This window comes from Campylobacter sp. CNRCH_2015_0814, assembly GCF_025772765.1.
Classification (GTDB): Bacteria; Campylobacterota; Campylobacteria; order Campylobacterales; family Campylobacteraceae; genus Campylobacter_D.
In genome coordinates, this window is sequence record NZ_JAKMSR010000001.1 from 143,443 (window position 1) to 162,473 (window position 19,031).

Consider the following 19,031-nt stretch of genomic DNA (forward strand, 5'->3'; position numbering starts at 1 on the left):
AAATAAAAAGTGTAATTATAACTAAAAAACCAAAAAGAATGCTGAAATTTAAAAAATATGAAATTTAATATTTATCGATACTTATTTTTGATATAATAAAAATTTTTATTAATAACCAATTAATATATTTTATTTATAACTTGAAAGGAACAAATGTTATTTACCAAAGCTAGCGAATATGCTTTATTATCTTTAATTCATATAGCAAAATCCCAAGAACCACAAGATGTAGATACTATGTCAAATGTCTTAGATATACCTAAAAGTTTTTTAGCAAAAATTTTACAAGCTCTTGCTAAAGATGCACTTTTGAAGTCTTACAAGGGAGCTAAGGGTGGTTTTGCGCTTATTAAGCAGCCAAGTGAATACACTTTAAAAGAAATTATTAATAGCGTAGAGAAAAAATCTATTAATGTTTTTGAATGTAGTAATGGAATTTGTCCTTCTCAAAAAGAGGATAATTGCAAAATTATGCCAGTTTTAGTGAAACTTCAAAATAAAATCGATGATTTTTTAGTTTCTATTACCTTAGAGGATATTATTCAAAATAATGGCTAAAAGAGATATTTTTAGCTTAGTATTGCCTTGGGTTGCTCCGCTTGTTGCACCTATTTTAAAGGCAAAAAGTTTAACTATAGTAGCCGTAATTATTGCAATTTTAGCAATTATTATAGTGCCTTTACCAAGTATAGTTTTAGACTTTTTTCTTGCTTTAAGTATTGCCATTTCGGTTTTAATTATTTTAATTTCTTTGTATATACCAAAGCCTACGGATTTAACAACTTTTCCAACGTTGATTTTGATCATCACACTTTTTAGACTTTCACTTAATATTGCTACAACGCGTATGATTTTGAGTGAGGGTCATCAAGGTCCAGCAGCTGTTAGTGATATAGTGGCAAGTTTTGGTGAATTTGTTGTTGGTGGCAATTATGTTATAGGTATGGTTGTTTTTTGTATTTTGGTTTTGATTAATTTTATGGTTGTAACCAAAGGTAGTACAAGGGTTTCTGAGGTTCAAGCAAGATTTACCCTTGATGCAATGCCAGGTAAGCAGATGGCTATTGATGCGGATTTAAATGCAGGTTTGATTGATGAAAAAACTGCACGCGCAAGACGCCAAGAAATTATAGCCGAAGCAAATTTTTATGGAGCAATGGATGGTTCTTCTAAATTTATAAAAGGGGACGCTGTTGCTGGGATTATTATCACCATTGTAAATTTAATTGGCGGGTTTATGATAGGTTATTTTCAGCATGATATGGAGCTTGGAGAATGTGCTTCAACTTATACTATATTAACAATAGGTGATGGACTTGTTTCTCAAATTCCTGGGCTTATCACTTCAACAGCAACTGCAATTATCATCACGCGTGCTAGTAAAGATGAGGATAATTTTGCTGAAGGTTCTATTAATCAGCTTTTAGGAGAATACAAAACACTATTAATTGTAGGTTTTGTTTTATTTATTTTTGCTTTAGTGCCTGGTTTACCACATTTTTCTTTGGGTTTTATGGCTTTGGTGTTTTTGGGTCTTGGTTATATGATAAAACAAGTACAAGAAGGTAAAATTCAAATCAATACAATTTCGGCTAAAAAATCCCAAGAAGCTGATGAGCAAGAGCAAGCTAAACCTCAAAAACGCAGTGAGGAAGAAATTTTAAAAGAAGAAGAAAACAAAATCACAGATATTTTAAAATTAGAAATTTTAGAATTAGAATTAGGCTATGGACTTATTAAATTAGCAGAAAGTGAATTAACAGAGCGTATTAGATCAACAAGACGCAATATAGCTCAAAGTTTAGGCTTTTTGATGCCAAAAATTAGAATTAGAGATAATTTACAATTAAAGCCTAATGAATATACTTTTAAACTCAAAGGTGTGGGCATAGCTAGTGCTGAAATTTATCCTGATAAATATCTAGCTATGGATAGTGGTTTTATAACTGAACCTATCGAAGGTATAGCTACTAAAGAACCTGCTTTTAATTCTGATGCTTTATGGATAGAATCATCTTTAAAAGATGAGGCAACGCTAAATGGTTATATTGTAATTGATCCAGCAAGTGTGATTTCAACCCATATGAGCGAGCTTATAAAAGCCAATGCTTCAGAACTTTTAACTAAACAAGAGGTTCAAAATTTATTAGATAAAATCAAAAATGATTATCCTATCGTAGTAGATGATTGTTTAAGAGTTGCTAGTATAGGTTTAATCCAAAAAGTTTTAAAAGCTTTACTTAAAGAGCATATTCCTATTAAAGATATGCTTACAATTTTAGAATCAATTAGTGATATAGCTGAAGTAAGTAAGAGTTTGGATATGATTATTGAGCATGTAAGAGCTTCTTTAGCAAGAGCAATTACAAATTTATATGTGGATGAAAAAGGGCAAATTAGCTTTTATATTTTTGATGCAGCTGCGGCTGCAAAATTAATGGAGCATGTGCAGTTTAAAGATGGTTCGTATCATTTAATGATAAATGTAGCTCAAACTGGCGCTTTAGTAGAAGCTTTAAAAGCTGAACTTTCAAGTGTAGCAAATACAAGAATTAAACCTTTCTTGCTTTGTGTTGAGCCACAACTTAGAAAATTTATTGCTGATATTTGTTCTAATTTTGGTATTAATATTACGGTTTTGAGTTTTGCTGAGATTGCAGAAAATACCAAATTTGAAACAGAAGGTATCATAAAAGTTGATAATTTATAAAGGAAAAATATGAAAATTTATCATCTTTCACATACAGATTTAGATGGCTATGCTTGTCAGTATGTGCTAGATTTTTATTTTAAGAATTGTTATTTTTATAATTCTAATTATGGTAAAGAGATTAATGAAAATTTTAATGTGATTTTTAAAAATATAGAGGAAGATTTAAAGCAAAATCCTAATGAAGAATTTGTGATTTTAATCACGGATTTAAATTTGACTTTAAGTCAATGTGAAGATTTTCAAAAAGCTATAGAAGGCAAAAAAATCAAACTGTTACTTTTAGATCATCATCAAAGTGGCTTAGAATGTATGCAAAAATATCCTTGGTATTTTTTAGATGATAAAAGATGTGCTACTAAGATTGTTTATGATTTTTTTAGTAAATGTTATGGCGAAAATAAGGCTTTGTCAGAATTTGTAGATGTGGTAAATGCGGTGGATATTTGGTTGAGTGAAGATGAGAATTTTGAACTTGGAAAAGTACTGCTTGGTATGGTTTCTGGAGCAAAAGAAATCAATAGAGTAATGTTTGCACAAGAAAATATCAAATATCTTTTTTATCTTTTTGATGTTTGTAGAAAATACATTCATCAAAAAAATGCTCATATTAATTTAGATGATGATTTGCATGGCTTAAAAAAATCTTTTTTCAAAAAAGAAAATGATGATACTTTAAGTAATTTAATTTCTAAATTCGTAGTAGAAAAACTAAGTGCAAATAAAGAAAAATTTAGTGTATTTTATAAAGGAAGTAAAGGTTTATTAACTTCAAATATAGGCAATACTTCCGTAATTGGAAATGATTTTTTAATGCAAAATCCTGATTTTGATTTTTTCGTTGATCTTAGTTCAAGAAAAACCTTAAGTTTTAGAGCAAATAATAAAATCGATGTGAGTTTGATGGCTAAGAGTTTGGTCAATGGAGGAGGGCATAAAAATGCTAGCGGTGGATTGTTCGCTGCGTATAAAGATAGCTCTAACTATGATTTTATAAAAGCACAATTTGCGGATTTGATTAAAAGCAAAGAATTAAAGGAAAATAATGAAAACAAATCATGATTTTAAAGAAGAAATAGAAAATTTACAATATGAATTAAGCATAGTTTTAGAGGCAATGCTCTTGTTTGCTGGGGTAAAAAGAGCAAAATTAGAAAAAGCAATTGAGGCTTATATTGATTGTATTGATGAGGTTTGTCAAAATACTCAAAAAGAAGGAGTTGATGAGATCTTAGAAGTAGTAGAGTACTTAAAAAATCATCATAAAGATTTATTTGAATGAAAATTTTATTATTGTTTTTTGCGGGAATTTTTTCTTATGCAAATATCTATGAAGATTTAAGTGATTTTGCTTACAATAAACAAAACACGCTAAATTTAAGCTCAAGTCAAGCTTTATTTTTAGAATACAAACAAAACAAACAAGCTTGTGTGGATATAGTACTTGCTAAAGATAAGGTTTTTGTGGTTAAAATTTATCCATTATGTGAAAATTTAAACGAAAAAAGTCTAAATGAGTACTTAAATACGCAATTTATAAGTTTATACGCTAAAGATTTATCAAAACTAAGAAAAGAAATTACTGATATTAAAAACATAATGCGTGATTTTATGATTTATTATACCTTACATCAATCTTTTGCAAATGAAATTAAAAAAATGAGTAAAAATGATAAATTACAAGCGTATAAACTAGATGAGAAAAAAGGTGGAAAAATTCTTTACAAGGTTAATAATCAAGCTTGTGTAGTTTTTGATTTATATTTAGATGAAAATTTGCAATCTAGTATGCAAATAAGCGGAATGGAAAATTTAGATAAAACTTGTATGGAGTTAATCTCATCTCCTGATTTTAAAGACTTATCTTTCACAAAAGAGGGTATGAAAAAATATAAATTAAAAAACTAATCTAAAAAATCTTAAATAATATAATTTTAAAATTCTACTTAAAGCCATTTTTTTTCTTTCTATATTAGAAAACACATAAGCTTCAAGATCTTGCTTTTCTCTTAAAGTAAGATTTTTCATTATTGTAAACCTTTTAAAAAATATTGCTAGATGCAATTATATTATCTTTTCTTTTAAAAAAACTGAAAAATAAGTTTTTATATATTATATATAAATGGCTAAATAAACTTTAGTTATATAGACTAAATAATTTTAAATATTTTTATTTAAAAATAACTTGACATTATTATACTAAAGTTGTATAATTATCTTGTCACTTAAAAACATTGAGTGCTAAAATAAAAAACTAAGGTTTTATAGTGAAGTCTTATAGTAAAAAAGATTTAATTTTAAAAACCATCATTGAGACCTATTTAGATGGTAATAATCCTGTGGGTTCTAATGAGTTAAATCATAAAGTTAGCATACCTGCTTCTACTATAAGAGTTTATTTTAAAAAATTAAGCGATGAGGGTGTATTAACACAACTTCATATTAGCAGTGGTCGCATACCAACTTTTACTGCTATGAAGGCTTATTGGTATGAGCAACTTTGCGAAGATGAGATTGTGATTAACGATCTTGCTTTGCTAGAGTTTTTGCTTGATAAGTTTGAAATTTATACCTTAGTTTATGGTGGTGATGAGCTTATTTTGCAAGATATTACTAAGGTTAATGATAAATTTATCATACTTGATTTTGGACAAAATGAGTTGGTTTTAAGATTTAGTCAAGATAGTTTAATTTTCTTACAAAGACTTATAGGACTTGATCTAAAAAGTATTGAAAATTTAGCTTTTAGAGTTGAGTTTAAAGAGTTGTTAGAAAAAATTGCTATGTTAAAAGATGCTATGGTTTATTATAGATATAATGAGAGTAAAGCTTATCAAATTTATCAAAATGATGAATTTGCTAAGCTTTTATCTCCTCAAATTGGATTTTATTTTAACGATAAATTGCAATTTGATCCTTTATTTGAAGAGGGTTTTATGGGATTAAAGCTTAAGAGTACATTTTTAGGCAAAGAATCTAATATGGTTTTTGCCGGTAGTGTGTATTCTGATTTTAAAACAATGTTAAATATTATAAAGGAGGCTGCGTGAGCGAAGAAAAGCAAAATGAGCAAATGCAAGAAGAAGCAGTGGAAAATTCAGAAAATCAAAACAATGAATTAGAAAAACTTCAAGCAGAGTATAATGAGTTAAAAGATACTTATTTAAGAGCAAATGCTGAATTTGAAAATATCAAAAAAAGAATGGAAAAAGAAAAAATTTCAGCAACAATTTATGCAAATGAAAGTTTTGCTAAAGATTTGCTTGATGTAGTTGATGCATTAGAGGCGGCTATTAATGTAGAAGCCAATGATGAATTAAGTTTAAAAATCAAAGAAGGGGTTCAAAACACTTTAGATTTGCTTTTGAAAAAACTTGAAAAACATATGGTTAAGGTAATAGAAGCAAATGGTGAGTTTGATCCAAATTTACATGAGGCGATGTTTCATGTTGAAAGTGCTGATCATGAAAGCAATCATATCGTTCAGCTTTTACAAAAGGGCTATATGATGAATGATAGAGTGATTAGATCAGCAAAAGTTAGTGTTGCAAAATAAAATTTAATAAAAAGGATAAAAAATGGCAAAAGTTATAGGTATAGATTTAGGTACAACAAATTCTTGTGTGAGTGTGTATGAAAGAGGTGAGAGTAAAGTTATCCCAAATAAAGAAGGTAAAAATACTACTCCTTCAGTAGTTGCTTTTACAGATAAAGGTGAAGTTTTAGTTGGAGATAGCGCTAAGCGTCAAGCGGTTACTAATCCTGAAAAAACTATTTATTCTATAAAAAGAATCATGGGTTTGATGATTAATGAAGAAGCGGCAAAAGAAGCTAAAAATCGCTTACCTTATCATATCACAGAAAGAAATGGAGCTTGTGCGATTGAAATAGCAGGTAAAATTTATACTCCACAAGAAATTTCAGCAAAAGTTTTAATGAAATTAAAAGAAGATGCAGAGGCTTTCTTGGGTGAAAAAGTAGAAGATGCGGTTATTACTGTTCCAGCGTATTTTAATGATGCACAAAGAAAAGCTACAAAAGAAGCAGGACAAATTGCAGGATTGAATGTATTAAGAATTATTAATGAACCAACTGCAGCAGCTTTGGCTTACGGACTTGATAAAAAAGAAAGTGAAAAAATTGTAGTTTATGATTTAGGTGGTGGTACATTTGATGTTACTGTGCTTGAAACAGGTGATAATGTTGTAGAAGTTTTAGCAACCGGTGGTAATGCATTTTTAGGCGGTGATGATTTTGATAATAAATTAATCGACTTTTTAGCAAATGAGTTTAAAGATGAAACAGGTATTGATCTTAAAAACGATGTAATGGCTTTACAAAGATTAAAAGAAGCAGCTGAAAATGCTAAAAAAGAATTAAGTTCAGCTAATGAAACTAATATTAATTTACCATTTATCACAGCTGATGCAAGTGGTCCAAAACACTTAACTAAAACTCTAACAAGAGCTAAATTTGAAAGTATGATTGATGGCTTAGTTGCTGAAACTATTAGTAAGATTAACGAAGTAGTAAAAGATGCAGGGCTTGACAAAAATGAAGTAAAAGAAATCGTTATGGTGGGTGGTTCTACCCGTGTTCCACTGGTACAAGAAGAAGTTAAAAAAGCTTTTGGAAAAGAGCTTAATAAATCAGTAAATCCTGATGAAGTTGTTGCAATAGGTGCGGCGATTCAAGGTGCGGTTATTAAAGGTGATGTTAAAGATGTATTATTGCTTGATGTTACTCCGCTTTCTTTAGGCATTGAAACTTTAGGTGGTGTGATGACTAAAATCATCGAAAAAGGTACAACTATACCAACTAAAAAAGAGCAAGTTTTCTCAACTGCTGAAGATAATCAAAGCGCAGTTACTATCAATGTTTTACAAGGTGAGAGAGAATTTAGCCGTGATAATAAATCTTTGGGAAATTTCAATCTTGAAGGAATTCCACCAGCACCTCGCGGTATGCCACAAATTGAAGTAACTTTTGATATTGATGCAAATGGTATTTTAACAGTTAGTGCAAAAGATAAAGCTACAGGTAAAGCTCAAGAGATTAAAATCACAGGTTCAAGTGGACTAAGTGAAGAAGAGATCAATAATATGGTAAAAGATGCAGAGCTTCACAAAGAAGAAGATAGAAAACGCAAAGAAGCAGTAGAAGCTAGAAATGCTGCTGATAGCTTAGTGCATCAAGTAGAAAAATCTTTAAGTGAACTTGGAGATAAAGTAGGTGATGATGATAAAGCAAATATTCAAAAAGCTTTAGATGAGTTAAAAGAGACATTGAAAAATGCTAATGCTTCTAAAGAAGAAATCGAAGGCAAAATGAAAGCCTTAAGTGAAGTTTCTCATAAATTAGCAGAAAATATGTATAAAAAAGAAGAACCAAACGCTCAAAAGAAAAAAGACGATGATGTAATCGATGCTGAAGTTGAGTAAAAACTAAACTAGAAGCCTTGTGCTTCTAGTTTAATCAATATATTTTTTGCAATCTTCCTTAAAATAATTTCTATCAAATCTTGCAAAATTATCATTATTTGGCACTTTATAACATTCACTGAAATTTTTAGCCTTAAGAATTTTGACATAAAAACTAGGAATGGCTATGTTGTTTTTAATGCGTTTTGGCTTATCATCATAAAGTACTAAATTTAAGACTTCTAATTCTTTGTTTTTCTTTGCTAAATATCTTTCTCTTTGTTCGATTTCATTCCAAATTTCTGCATTAATATCTTTTTTTTGCGGAGTTATGTTGCTCATTAAAAAAGTACTAAGTTGAGCTTGTGGGGTTGCATTCATGGATTGATTTGGCACGACATGTCCTCTTGTATAACCACTTCTTAGATAATCCTCCCAATAAGTTCTATATTTTTTAGGTATATTTGTATCTTCTTGAAATCTTGGGCGTTTTTTGATGTGTCCTTGATTTAAAATTTTAGCTTCTAGTTTATAGGCAATAGCCTTAGTGCCTTTATAATTATAATCATAACAATTAATATAATAATATTTATCCATCAATAAAGAGCAGTCTTTAAAATAAGCTTTAAAGCTAGGATGCAATTCATATTGAGTATAAGCAAAAGAGCTTAAAGCTAAGGCGCAAAGTGTTAAAACTTTTTTCATGCTAAAAGCTTTCTTACCATTTCATTAAGTCTTTTACCATCAACGCTTGCGCCAAAAGCTGCTTTAGCTTCTTTCATCAAAATACCTTGTTCTTTTAAAGAGTTAATTTGTAATTTTTCTATAAGTTTTTTTAGCTCACTTTCTAATTCCTCATCGCTAAGTTGTTTTGGTAAATAAGCACTTAAAATAGCTACTTCTTGGAGTTCCTTTTGTGCTAAATCTTCTCTAGAGCCTTTAGAAAAAGCCAAAGCTGCTTCATTTCGTTTTTTAATCTCGCTTGCAATGATTTTATATATTCTTTCATCATTAAGCGTAATTCTCTCATCAACTTCTATTTGTTTAAAGCTAGCATTAAGCGTTCTTAAAGTGTTTCTTTTAAAATTATCTTTATTACGCATAGCTTCTTTAATATCTTCTAAAATTTGATCTTTTAAACTCATTTTTTCTCCTTTAAAATTTGATATTTTTAAAATGCGCTATACACACACCTTCTCTAACACCATCATCAATCACAATGAGCTTTTGCTTATTAAATAAAGCAAAAAGTATCATTGAGCCTGCTATGAGGTATTTTTTTCTATTTTCTCCAAGATAAATTTTAGCTTTTTCTTGTTCTAAATTCCAAATTTTTAAAGCAAAATCAAAAAAATCTTTGCGTTTGAGTATTTTACCATTTACACTTTCTTCTAAGTAATCTTTGTATTTTATGTTTTGTTTATAAGCACAAAGTGTGGTGGGTACTCCTGAATTTAGTATGAAAAAATTTCCTTTTAATTTTATATCTTTACTAAGATTAAAAGCTTTTAGGGCAAGTTGTTTTAAATGTGCAGGGTAGGGGCTTAGATGAATTTTTAATTTTTCATCTTTAATATGTGCAAGATTTTGTGGATATTTTTTAAAAAATCTTACATAAGCACTTGATTTTATAGCTTTAAAATGCATTCTTTCATAAAAACTAATAATTCCAAAATCATAACTTTTACTAAACTTTTCATTTGAAATTTCACAAGAAGCACCGCCTAAATCACAATAGTTTAGGTCTTTTCTAAAAAGCTTAAGAGCTTTAAGACGCTCTTGCATACCTAAAATGCTTAGTTTTGCTTCGGTTTTTGCATCGATTAATTTTATATCAAGTTTAAATTCTTTTTGAATTTTTTCAAAAATAAACTCAGTATTTTTTGCTTTTCTAAAAGCAGCTGTGGCGACTGCTTTAGCTTGACTTAAGTTATAATTTTTTTCTTTTAAGATTTTCAAAGCGCTAAAAATTCTTTCTATAGCTTCATCACTAATGGTGTCATTTTGCATATTTTTAGCTGTCCCTATGATAAATTCTTCGCTTTTTAATTTATTAAAATTCTCATCCATTAAAACAGCTCTTAATGTATTTGAACCCATATCAATACCTAGCACTAGCTCTCCTTAAAAAATTTAAAGTATAATAGCAAAAAACTTATAAGGAAAACTTATGCTTTTAGGGGTTAATATCGATCATATAGCAGTTTTAAGAGAAGCTAGAAAAGTAAATGATCCTGATTTGCTTGAGGCTGCGTTTTTGAGTGCAAATTTAGCTGATCAAATCACTATCCATGTGAGAGAAGATCGTCGCCATGCTAATGAGTTTGATTTAGAAAATATCTTAAAATATTGCAAATGTGTAGTGAATTTAGAATGCTCTATTGATATGATAGAATATGCTTTAAAATACAAACCCTCACGCGTTACTTTAGTGCCTGAAAAAAGACAAGAACTTACAACAGAAGGTGGTTTAAATTTAGATAATGAAAAACTACAAGAAGCTATTAATGTTTTAAAGCAAGAGCAAATCGAAGTTTCTTTATTTATTGATCCTAATTTAGAAGATATCAAAAAATCATCTTCTTTAAAAGCTGATTTTATAGAGCTTCATACAGGCTTGTATGCTAATATTTATAATGCGCTATATACTAATATCAATCAAACTTCTTATGCATTGCCTGAATTAATTTTAAGTAAAAATGAACTCAAAAAGCTTTTAGAAAATGAACTCCAAAGATTAAGACAAAGTGCAAGTTTGGCTAAGGGTTTAAATTTAAGAGTGGCAGCTGGTCATGGGCTTAATTATAAAAATGTAAAAAATATTGTAGATATTTTAGAAATAGAAGAGTTAAATATAGGACAAAGTATAGTAGCAAGATCGGTTTTTGTAGGCTTAGAAAAAGCTATATTGCAAATGAAAGCTTTGATTAAAAGATGAAAAAAATTGCTATTAGCATAGGGGATTTAAATGGCATAGGTATGCAAATTTTATTAGCTTGTCATGATGAGCTAGTAAAAATTTGCGAGCCTTATTATTTTGTGCATTATGAATTATTTCAAAAAGCAAATAAACTTTTGAAAATAAATCCTAAATCTAAAATCAATTTAGTTGAAATTTCTAATGCTTCAAAACCACATTTTATCTTTAAAGAAGAAAAAGAAAATTTTTTAATTTATGAGTTTTCATATCAAGCTAGCAAAATTATTGATTTTGATTTTGAGTTAAATCCTGCGAATTTAGACGCTAAAAGTGGGGTTTATTCTTTTTTAAGTTTTGAAGGAGCTAGTTATTGCACGCATTTGTTTTTAGATGCTTTGGTTACTTTACCGATTAATAAAAAGACTTGGCAAATGGGGGGAGTGAGTTATAAAGGTCATACTGAGGCACTAAGAGATTTTTTCAAACAAGATGCTATTATGATGTTAGGGTGTGATGAGCTTTTTGTGGCTTTATATACTGAGCATATGGCTTTAAGAGATGTTTTTAAAGAGATTAAGGCTTTCAAACTTGCGCAATTTTTAATTAATTTTTATCAATGCACTTTATTTGAAAAAATTGGAGTTTTAAGTTTTAATCCTCATGCAAGTGATAATGGCGTAATAGGTGGAGAAGAAGAGCAGGAAATAAAAAAAGCTATAAGAATGGCAAATGTATTTTTAAAAGATTGTGCGTTAAATTTGCAAAATTTAGAAAATGAAGATTTTTTAAGTCAAAAAGAAAAAGAACTTTCTTATAAGGAAAATATTTATTTAAGTGAGCCTTTGGTGGCTGATAGTGCTTTTACTCCTTTTGCACTAAGTAAATGCAAGTATTTAGTGAGTATGTATCATGATGTAGGCTTAGCACCTTTAAAGGCTTTGTATTTTGAAAAAAGTATTAATGTGAGTTTAAATTTACCTATAATTCGTACTAGCGTTGATCATGGCACAGCTTATGATAGGGCTTATAAAAATGAAAAAATTAATTTACAAAGTTATATGCAAGCAGTGAAATCTGCTTTGCAATTTTTAAAGATCAAAGAAAAAACTAAGTAAAAGTTACTAAAATTAATTCATTAAAATAAATTCTTAAGGAGAATACTTGAGTAAAGATAATGCTATTGCATTTTTTATTTTTATTGTGAGTGTTTTATGCTTTTTTGTTTGGGGATATAATTATATTCCTAATAATTCCATGATATTATTTATCCTTGCTAGTGTATTTGGTATTTTCATGGCCTTTAATGTCGGTGGTAATGATGTTGCAAATTCATTTGGCACTAGCGTTGGTGCTAAAACAGTTACTATAAAACAAGCTTTGATTATTGCAGCGGTATTTGAATTAAGCGGGGCTGTATTTGCAGGAGGAGAAGTAACAAATACTATAAGAAGTGGTATAGTAGTTTTACCTGATGGAATTAATCCTATGGTGTTTGTATGTGTAATGCTCTCAGCTTTGTTAAGTTCAGGAATTTGGCTTTTTGTGGCGACTAAAAAAGGACTTCCAGTTTCTACTACTCATAGTATTATAGGAGGTATTGTAGGTTCAAGTATTGCTATGGGCTTTGTATTTTTTGATCAAGATCAAGCATTATCTATGGTAAATTGGAATGGTATTTATAAAATAGCTATGAGTTGGGTTATTTCACCTTTGTTTGGTGGGCTTGTGGCGTATTTAATTTATGCTTATATTTATAAAAAAATCCTAAAGCCATCAGAAGAAATAACTCTTGTAGTAAAAGAAATCAAAAAAGAAAAAAAGGCTTTTAAAGAAGAATATTTTAAAAATTTAAAAAACAAAAGCCAAGAAGAGCAAATCAAAGAACTTAGTGCTATTGTTTTAGATGATGATGAAAAAAGAAGTGAATATAAGTTAAAAATCAAAGAATTAAAAGAAAAAGAAAAAAACATAGATGTTTTCTCAAGAATGAAATTTCACGTTCCTTTAATAGCAGGTGTAGGTGCATTGACTATTGCTTCTATGTTTTTATTTAAGGGTTTAAATAATGTTTCTACTTTAGATGTAATGCAAAATTTATGGATAGTTTCAATTATTTCTATTTTTGCTTATATTGTTACTTTAGCAGTCGTGAGATTGATGAAAAAAACTCAGGTTAATAAGACCATAGAAAAGATTTTTTCATGGTTTCAAATTTTTACTGCTTCAAGTTTTGCTTTTTCACATGGAGCTAATGATATAGCTAACGCTCTTGGACCATTTGCTGCTATTTTAGATGTACTTAAAAATAACACCATTAATCCTAGCTCACCAGTACCTTTTGCTGTAATGCTTATGTTTGGTATAGCTTTGGTTATTGGACTTTGGTTTTTGGGTAAAGAAGTTATTCAAACTGTGGGTTCAAAACTTGCTGAAATTAAACCAACAACAGGCTTTAGTGCTGAACTTGGCGCAAGTATTGTTATACTTTTAGCTACCCAACTTGGAATTCCAGTTAGCTCAACCCATATTTTAATCGGTGCTATTTTAGGTATAGGGGTATTTAATAAAGATGCTAAATGGGCTATGATGAAACCTATTGGTTTAGCATGGGTGATTACCTTACCAGTTGCTGGAATTCTTTCAAGTATTATTTTTGTTATCTTTGTAAATACAATCTTATGAGTTTAAACTCATAAGATGTTTTTTAGCTTCATCTAAATTAGAACTATTGATAAAATAATCAATTTTTGAAGGTTTTTTATATACTTTATCATAATATTCAAAAAGCATTTTTACACAAAGTTCTAAATTGTTTTCTTCATAATTTTGACAAAGTCTTAATTTAAAATCCTTGCTGATATAAGGTGATATTTTTTCAACACATTGATAAAATACTTTTTTATCCATTGGAGTATAGTTTTTTAAAACTCTTTGAACACGTAAATTCGTGTCACACTCACACCAAATTTTCTTAGCTTTTTGCATGCTATTGTATAAATTTAGCGGGATAGTTAAATTTCCAATTTGTCTGCTTTCAGCTTCTATAAAACAAGTTTTATAAGTATAATCTTTTAAAAAATAAAACAATTCATCTTCAAAAGCTTTTTGGCTTGGTTGTTCTCCATAAATTTTACCAAAACTTGATCCTTGATGGTTGGCTAATTTTTCTAAATTTAAAGCATTGTCTAAAGTTTGGATTAAATCACTTTTGCCACTTGCTGTATTACCGCAAAGACATAAAAACTCAATATTTAAATCTTTTCTAAAAAACTCACTCACATAACTTCTATAAGCTTTATATCCACCTTCTAATCTTGCAACCCTATAACCAAGTTCGGCTAAGATTAAAGCAATGGCTTTTGATCTTTTACCACCTCTTGCGCAATAAATTCCCACCAAAGAGCCTATTTTATAATTTTGATAAATTTTATTAATATGCTCGCTCATATTTTTACAAATATAACTTGCACCTTTTGCTTTAGCTAAGCCTTTGTTTTTCTTATAAAGCGTGCCTATTTCTTCAAATTCATTATCATTGAGTGCGTAGTAATTTTGCGCAGATTTTATATGAGCAAGTTTGTATTCTTTAGGGCTTCTTGCATCAATTAAAAGATCAAAATTAAATTTTAAAAAATTTTCAAAATCAACTTCTTTATACATAGTCTTTAAAAGCTTTACATAAGGTGGTATAAACTTTTTCCAAATCGCTCCCGCAAACTCTAGTTTGTCCTATGGTAGTGATAAAATTTGTATCGCCTTGCCATCTTGGGATTAAATGATAATGACAATGTGGTGCTATGCCAGCTCCTGCTGCACTGCCTAAATTCATACCTATATTAACACCCTTAGCGTGAAAGTTTTCTTTTAAAATTTTAACTCCAATACGTACAAAATGGCTAATTTCTAGCCATGTATCATCACTTAAATCTTCTATATTTTCTAAATGCTCATAAGGGATAATCATAAAATGACCCGGACTATAAGGGTATTTATTCATAATGCCAAAACATTCTTTAGCTCTAAAAATCACCCCAAGTTTTTCATCTTCATTAAGTTCATGCTTACAATGACAAAAAGGGCAAAAATTTTTATCTTTATTGCTAAAATAAACATCCCTCCAAGGTGCGTATAAATACTCCATCAACTCTCCTTTATGCAAGCATGTAGATTTTTAATATTTTTACTTATAAGAGCTTTATTTTTTGGTATCAAAGGTAATAGCTTTTCATCTTCTAGCAAAAAAATTCTAGCTCCAGCTAAAATAGCATTATTAAGATCGCTTTTGCTTTCAAGGTAAAAAATAGCCTCTAAACCAAGATGTATTGCAAAATTATAGAGTTTTTTTAGTTGCATGGTTTTTAGCATTTTAGGAAATACAATAAATGCATCAGCCCCATATACTAAGCTTTCTAAAATTTGATATTCATCAAAAATAAAATCAAATTGCACAATAGGTTTTTCATGATAGCGTCTAAAAAGACTTAAATTTTGTATGTCTTGATTAAGCAAAGGGCTTGTTGGTAAGATGATGGCATCGAAATTTTCATGATTAAAATTTAAATCTTTAGAATATAAAAAATGCGAAAGTTTTCCTTCAAGTAAAAGTGTATAAATATCTTTAGGATAAAAGGCATTAGAAGCTAGACTTCTACCTAACATATCATAAGGAAAAATTTCTTTTTTGCTTTCAAGAATTTTTTGTGTTTTCGAAAAATGATTTTTTAAATCTATTGTTTTAAACATTTTTCGATAGCCTTTAAATGCTCTTTGCTTTCATCTGAGCTTGAAAATTCTTTATCATGCAGTGTTTTTTGCAAAATTTCATAAGCCTTTTTGCAATTTTTAAGTTTATAATATCCCCAAGCTAAAGAGTCTAGATAGTAAAGATTTTGTGGTTCTTGTTCAAGTGCCCAGCCTACTAGCTCTATACCTTTGGCTATATCAATATCATATTCAATTAAAGCATAGCCATAGTAGTTTTGATATAAAGCATCACTGCGCACATCTACGCTTTGTTCAAATTTTTTCATGATAGAGGCTAGAATTTTTGGATCCGTGACTTTTTTACTTTTAGGATCCATATGAATTTCAAATTCTAAAACACCTGCCATAGAAAGATATTTTTTATCTTTACTAAGTTCATAATGTTTTAAAGCTATTTCATAGGCCTTTTTATAATCTTTTGTTTGTGTGTATAAGAAAATTTTGGTATCAGGATCTATGTTATATTTTTGGGTTAAATTTAGAGCCTGAGTATAATTTTTTTCTTGTACTAGTAATTCTATCATAGCGTAGATGTATTTAATATCATTGTTGAGTTTATATAGCTTTTCAAGGGTTTGGATACTTGCTTTGTGATCTTTTTGCTCTTGATAAATTTTTAAAAGTAGGGTGCATGTTTTAAGGGTGCATTGTGAACTTTTTACAAATTCTTCTAAGGCCTTTTTAGCTTGGTTGATATTTTTATTTTTGATATTAATTTCAACTATTTTAAGTAATAAATTTTCATGCTCAAAAAGCTTATAAGCAAGATTGTATTGTTCTAAAGCTTTAGTATATAAAGCTTTTTTGGCAAAAATATCGCCTAATATTTCATAATTTCTATAATCTTGTTCCTCTTTAATGAGTTTATAAAGTATAGCTTCAGCTTGTTTATAATCTCCTATTTCAAAAAAATATAAAGCATTTAATCTTGCAATAGCTGTGTGTTCTAAAAAGTCTTTAGAAGCTTTTAAAAGCTCATCTTTTTGTTTTAAATTAGCACTTAAAGCTAAAAGTAAAGCCTTTTGCAAATATATACTTTCATTATTTTCATGAAATAAATTTGTATAAATATCACATGCTTTTTGAAATTGCCCATGCTCTTCATAAATAAGTGCTTGTAGGATTTTATCTTCACCTTTAGCTAAAGCAAGGCTTGTTAGGATAAAAACTATAATTAGTGAAAGCAAACCCCTATACATTCTTTTTTTAACTCCTCTTTGTGTGTTTTAAAATACTCCCAAAATGGAAAAGTTCTACATTGTTTTGGTCTATGCTTATAAATTAAACATTTTTTATACATTGTATCAAAAAAAATACAACGGTAGCCATTTTCATACTTTGCTTCTTTAAAGCTATATTTAAATCCAACTTTGATGAGGTATTGTTCTTTAAAGGCTTCAAAGTTTAAATTTAAAAAACTAGCAATAGCTTCTAGTTCTTCTTTGCTAGCATAGATATACCCACTTTCTCCAGTGCAACACTTCCCACCACATTTTTCACAAGCACTTTCATCAAAAGAATAATCAAAACCTTTTTCACGCATCATAGCTTATAGTTCCTGTATTTTTATAAATTTCACTAATTTTTGGATTTAAAACATCATTTTCATACATAAAAAGTGTAGGCATTATCGCGCAAGGACTTTTGCTATTTTTTTTAATATGCATTAAAACAAGTCTTGCGTTAGTTTGTGCATTACTATGAACACATTGAAGTGAAACTAGTTTTAATTTAAATTGTTTTAAATAAGCGCAAATTTCATCTATAAAACTTGCCTCATAACACATAAAAAAACTACCATTTGGTTTGATTAAAGTATTTATTTTAGCAAACATCTTCTCAAGTGGCATAAATTCTTGATATCTTGATATACATAAATGTAAATCTTGGCTTTTTTGTGTATTTTTTTTATAAAATGGAGGATTAGAGATCAAAAAATCAAATTTTATATCACTTTTATAGTTTAAAAAGTCTTCACAAATGCCTTGAATTTCAAGTTTATTTTCTTTAGCATTTTTATAACTTAGTTTGATATTTTGCTCTTGGATATCTAGTAGATAAACTTTTGAATTTGGAAATTTTTGCTTTATCAAAAGTCCTAAAATTCCACAACCACATCCTATATCAAGGATATTACCTTTAAAATTATTTTTAGATAAAAAGTCAAAAAGTAAAAGACTATCGTTATTATAGCGATAGCCTTTTGAATATTGAAAGAGTTTTAGCATTTATAAAGATGATCGCAGATTTTAAATGAATCATTTAAACCCACTACAATAGAAGCTCCGTTTTTACTCGCTATATCACCTGCTACGAATAATCCTTTTACATTACTTTCTTTATTTTCATCAAAGCTTGGCACGCCTTTTTCATCAACTTCTATAGAGCATTTTTGTAAGAAATCAAGTGGAGTTGAACCGCCAATAGCATAAATAATACGATCATAAATTTCATTTGTGTCATTAGTGAAATTTACTTTAGCTTTACCACTTTCATCTTCAATACTAGTTATATCTATGCCAAGTTTTGCTTTTACACTGCCTTGTTTAAAAGCTTTTTGAATATCTTCTAGATTAATATCGTTTAATCTTGAGAAAGTTTCTCTTCTATAGCAAAGTGTAACATCGTTTTTTTTAGCTAAATCTATAGCGTATTCTGCTGCTGAATTTCCACCACCTACAACTAAGATTTTTTCACCTTGGCTTGCTGAATTTGCATTAAAATTGATGATTTTTGTTAAAGTTATAGGTAAAGTATAGCTTGGTTTATTTGGTTTACCCATTCTACCTATGGCAATAACTGCATTTTTGCAAATATAATTTTCATTTGCAGTGCTAACGATGAAATTTTCTCCATCTTTTTTAACACTTTCAACTTCACTAGAAAGCTTTACTTCAAGATTATACTCTTTGATGGCATTTTGGAAAGTTTCTATCGTACTTTCTCTAGTTCCATCTTCAAAATTTATATGCCCGTGATTTGTGCTATCACAACCTTTATAAGCTTTATCTACTCTTTTGCCTTCTTTGTAAAATTTTACTAAGGTTTGACAAATCGCATCAGCTTTTTCTAAAACAATAACTTCTTTATTTTTTATTTTAGCTTCTACTCCCGCTGCAATACCTGCAGGGCCAGCACCAATAACTACCATATCAAAAATTTTCATTATTTCCCTTTTTTAGTATTTTAATGTGTAAATGTATCAAAAAAATGATAA

Annotated in this window: 22 protein-coding genes; 11 read left to right on the forward strand and 11 right to left on the reverse strand. The window is 29.0% G+C overall.

The window, feature by feature from the left end:
• The first annotated feature begins 153 nt into the window (after nucleotides 1-153).
• The 5 genes from L8X24_RS00755 to L8X24_RS00775 are packed head-to-tail and all read left to right on the forward strand — an operon-like array spanning nucleotide 154 to nucleotide 4,618.
• Nucleotides 154-558 (forward strand): Rrf2 family transcriptional regulator, encoded by a 405-nt coding sequence (locus L8X24_RS00755; RefSeq protein WP_263663184.1) that lies wholly within the window; start codon nucleotides 154-156, stop codon nucleotides 556-558.
• Nucleotides 551-2,710, forward strand: coding sequence for a flagellar biosynthesis protein FlhA (gene flhA / locus L8X24_RS00760; RefSeq protein ID WP_263663185.1), 2,160 nt, complete (start codon nucleotides 551-553; stop codon nucleotides 2,708-2,710). The genes L8X24_RS00755 and flhA overlap by 8 nt, the downstream gene beginning before the upstream one ends.
• A gap of 9 nt (nucleotides 2,711-2,719) precedes the next feature.
• Entirely contained in the window at nucleotides 2,720-3,772 is a 1,053-nt protein-coding gene (locus L8X24_RS00765; RefSeq protein ID WP_263663186.1) for a DHH family phosphoesterase, read from the forward strand.
• On the forward strand, nucleotides 3,756-3,992 hold the full coding sequence (locus tag L8X24_RS00770) for a hypothetical protein (RefSeq protein WP_263663187.1): 237 nt from the start codon (nucleotides 3,756-3,758) through the stop codon (nucleotides 3,990-3,992). The genes L8X24_RS00765 and L8X24_RS00770 overlap by 17 nt, the downstream gene beginning before the upstream one ends.
• Nucleotides 3,989-4,618, forward strand: coding sequence for a hypothetical protein (locus L8X24_RS00775; protein ID WP_263663188.1), 630 nt, complete (start codon nucleotides 3,989-3,991; stop codon nucleotides 4,616-4,618). Before L8X24_RS00770 ends, L8X24_RS00775 begins: the two co-directional genes overlap by 4 nt.
• Here the strand turns inward: L8X24_RS00775 and L8X24_RS00780 are convergent.
• The gene (locus L8X24_RS00780; RefSeq protein WP_256374638.1) at nucleotides 4,607-4,738 is read right to left on the reverse strand and encodes a hypothetical protein; all 132 of its coding nucleotides are present in this window, start codon (nucleotides 4,736-4,738) and stop codon (nucleotides 4,607-4,609) included. The two genes, L8X24_RS00775 and L8X24_RS00780, sit on opposite strands and share 12 nt — an antisense overlap.
• Before the next feature lie 239 nt (nucleotides 4,739-4,977).
• On the opposite strand from L8X24_RS00780, the gene L8X24_RS00785 reads away from it, so the two are divergent.
• Genes L8X24_RS00785 through dnaK form a run of 3 tightly spaced genes read left to right on the forward strand, consistent with a single transcriptional unit; the run spans nucleotide 4,978 to nucleotide 8,151 of the window.
• On the forward strand, nucleotides 4,978-5,760 hold the full coding sequence (locus L8X24_RS00785; protein ID WP_263663189.1) for an HrcA family transcriptional regulator: 783 nt from the start codon (nucleotides 4,978-4,980) through the stop codon (nucleotides 5,758-5,760).
• Nucleotides 5,757-6,266 (forward strand): nucleotide exchange factor GrpE, encoded by a 510-nt coding sequence (gene grpE / locus L8X24_RS00790; RefSeq protein ID WP_087685043.1) that lies wholly within the window; start codon nucleotides 5,757-5,759, stop codon nucleotides 6,264-6,266. Before L8X24_RS00785 ends, grpE begins: the two co-directional genes overlap by 4 nt.
• Nucleotides 6,267-6,288: 22 nt before the next feature.
• Nucleotides 6,289-8,151, forward strand: a complete 1,863-nt coding sequence (gene dnaK / locus L8X24_RS00795) for a molecular chaperone DnaK (RefSeq protein ID WP_087700645.1) — start codon at nucleotides 6,289-6,291, stop codon at nucleotides 8,149-8,151.
• A 30-nt stretch (nucleotides 8,152-8,181) separates the two neighbouring features.
• Here the strand turns inward: dnaK and L8X24_RS00800 are convergent, their stop codons facing one another.
• From L8X24_RS00800 to L8X24_RS00810, 3 genes are read right to left on the reverse strand one after another with little or no spacing between them, the layout of a single operon-like run.
• Nucleotides 8,182-8,835 carry a DNA/RNA non-specific endonuclease gene (locus tag L8X24_RS00800; protein WP_047208365.1) on the reverse strand — a complete coding sequence of 218 codons (654 nt, stop codon included), beginning with the start codon at nucleotides 8,833-8,835 and terminating at the stop codon, nucleotides 8,182-8,184.
• On the reverse strand, nucleotides 8,832-9,275 hold the full coding sequence (locus L8X24_RS00805; RefSeq protein WP_263663190.1) for a GatB/YqeY domain-containing protein: 444 nt from the start codon (nucleotides 9,273-9,275) through the stop codon (nucleotides 8,832-8,834). The genes L8X24_RS00800 and L8X24_RS00805 overlap by 4 nt, the downstream gene beginning before the upstream one ends.
• 10 nt (nucleotides 9,276-9,285) lie before the next feature.
• Nucleotides 9,286-10,245 carry a Ppx/GppA family phosphatase gene (locus L8X24_RS00810; RefSeq protein ID WP_263663191.1) on the reverse strand — a complete coding sequence of 320 codons (960 nt, stop codon included), beginning with the start codon at nucleotides 10,243-10,245 and terminating at the stop codon, nucleotides 9,286-9,288.
• Nucleotides 10,246-10,300: 55 nt separating this feature from the next.
• On the opposite strand from L8X24_RS00810, the gene L8X24_RS00815 reads away from it, so the two are divergent.
• Genes L8X24_RS00815 through L8X24_RS00825 form a run of 3 tightly spaced genes read left to right on the forward strand, consistent with a single transcriptional unit; the run spans nucleotide 10,301 to nucleotide 13,732 of the window.
• Nucleotides 10,301-11,068 (forward strand): pyridoxine 5'-phosphate synthase, encoded by a 768-nt coding sequence (locus L8X24_RS00815; protein WP_263663192.1) that lies wholly within the window; start codon nucleotides 10,301-10,303, stop codon nucleotides 11,066-11,068.
• Complete coding sequence (gene pdxA / locus L8X24_RS00820; RefSeq protein ID WP_263663193.1) at nucleotides 11,065-12,165, forward strand: 4-hydroxythreonine-4-phosphate dehydrogenase; 1,101 nt, start codon at nucleotides 11,065-11,067, stop codon at nucleotides 12,163-12,165. Before L8X24_RS00815 ends, pdxA begins: the two co-directional genes overlap by 4 nt.
• Nucleotides 12,166-12,211: 46 nt before the next feature.
• On the forward strand, nucleotides 12,212-13,732 hold the full coding sequence (locus L8X24_RS00825) for an inorganic phosphate transporter (protein WP_263663194.1): 1,521 nt from the start codon (nucleotides 12,212-12,214) through the stop codon (nucleotides 13,730-13,732).
• Here the strand turns inward: L8X24_RS00825 and mnmH are convergent.
• From mnmH to L8X24_RS00860, 7 genes are read right to left on the reverse strand one after another with little or no spacing between them, the layout of a single operon-like run.
• Complete coding sequence (gene mnmH, locus L8X24_RS00830; RefSeq protein WP_263663195.1) at nucleotides 13,727-14,710, reverse strand: tRNA 2-selenouridine(34) synthase MnmH; 984 nt, start codon at nucleotides 14,708-14,710, stop codon at nucleotides 13,727-13,729. The two genes, L8X24_RS00825 and mnmH, sit on opposite strands and share 6 nt — an antisense overlap.
• The gene (locus L8X24_RS00835; RefSeq protein ID WP_263663196.1) at nucleotides 14,703-15,191 is read right to left on the reverse strand and encodes an HIT family protein; all 489 of its coding nucleotides are present in this window, start codon (nucleotides 15,189-15,191) and stop codon (nucleotides 14,703-14,705) included. The genes mnmH and L8X24_RS00835 overlap by 8 nt, the downstream gene beginning before the upstream one ends.
• Nucleotides 15,191-15,793 (reverse strand): indole-3-glycerol-phosphate synthase TrpC, encoded by a 603-nt coding sequence (locus L8X24_RS00840; protein ID WP_257937775.1) that lies wholly within the window; start codon nucleotides 15,791-15,793, stop codon nucleotides 15,191-15,193. The genes L8X24_RS00835 and L8X24_RS00840 overlap by 1 nt, the downstream gene beginning before the upstream one ends.
• Complete coding sequence (locus tag L8X24_RS00845; RefSeq protein WP_263663198.1) at nucleotides 15,778-17,013, reverse strand: tetratricopeptide repeat protein; 1,236 nt, start codon at nucleotides 17,011-17,013, stop codon at nucleotides 15,778-15,780. The genes L8X24_RS00840 and L8X24_RS00845 overlap by 16 nt, the downstream gene beginning before the upstream one ends.
• Nucleotides 16,989-17,360 (reverse strand): YkgJ family cysteine cluster protein, encoded by a 372-nt coding sequence (locus L8X24_RS00850; protein WP_263663199.1) that lies wholly within the window; start codon nucleotides 17,358-17,360, stop codon nucleotides 16,989-16,991. Before L8X24_RS00850 ends, L8X24_RS00845 begins: the two co-directional genes overlap by 25 nt.
• A complete protein-coding gene (locus L8X24_RS00855) occupies nucleotides 17,350-18,042 on the reverse strand; it encodes a tRNA1(Val) (adenine(37)-N6)-methyltransferase (RefSeq protein ID WP_263663200.1) in 693 nt (230 codons plus the stop codon). Before L8X24_RS00855 ends, L8X24_RS00850 begins: the two co-directional genes overlap by 11 nt.
• Entirely contained in the window at nucleotides 18,036-18,980 is a 945-nt protein-coding gene (locus L8X24_RS00860; RefSeq protein WP_263663201.1) for an NAD(P)-binding domain-containing protein, read from the reverse strand. Before L8X24_RS00860 ends, L8X24_RS00855 begins: the two co-directional genes overlap by 7 nt.
• Nucleotides 18,981-19,031 lie beyond the last annotated feature (51 nt).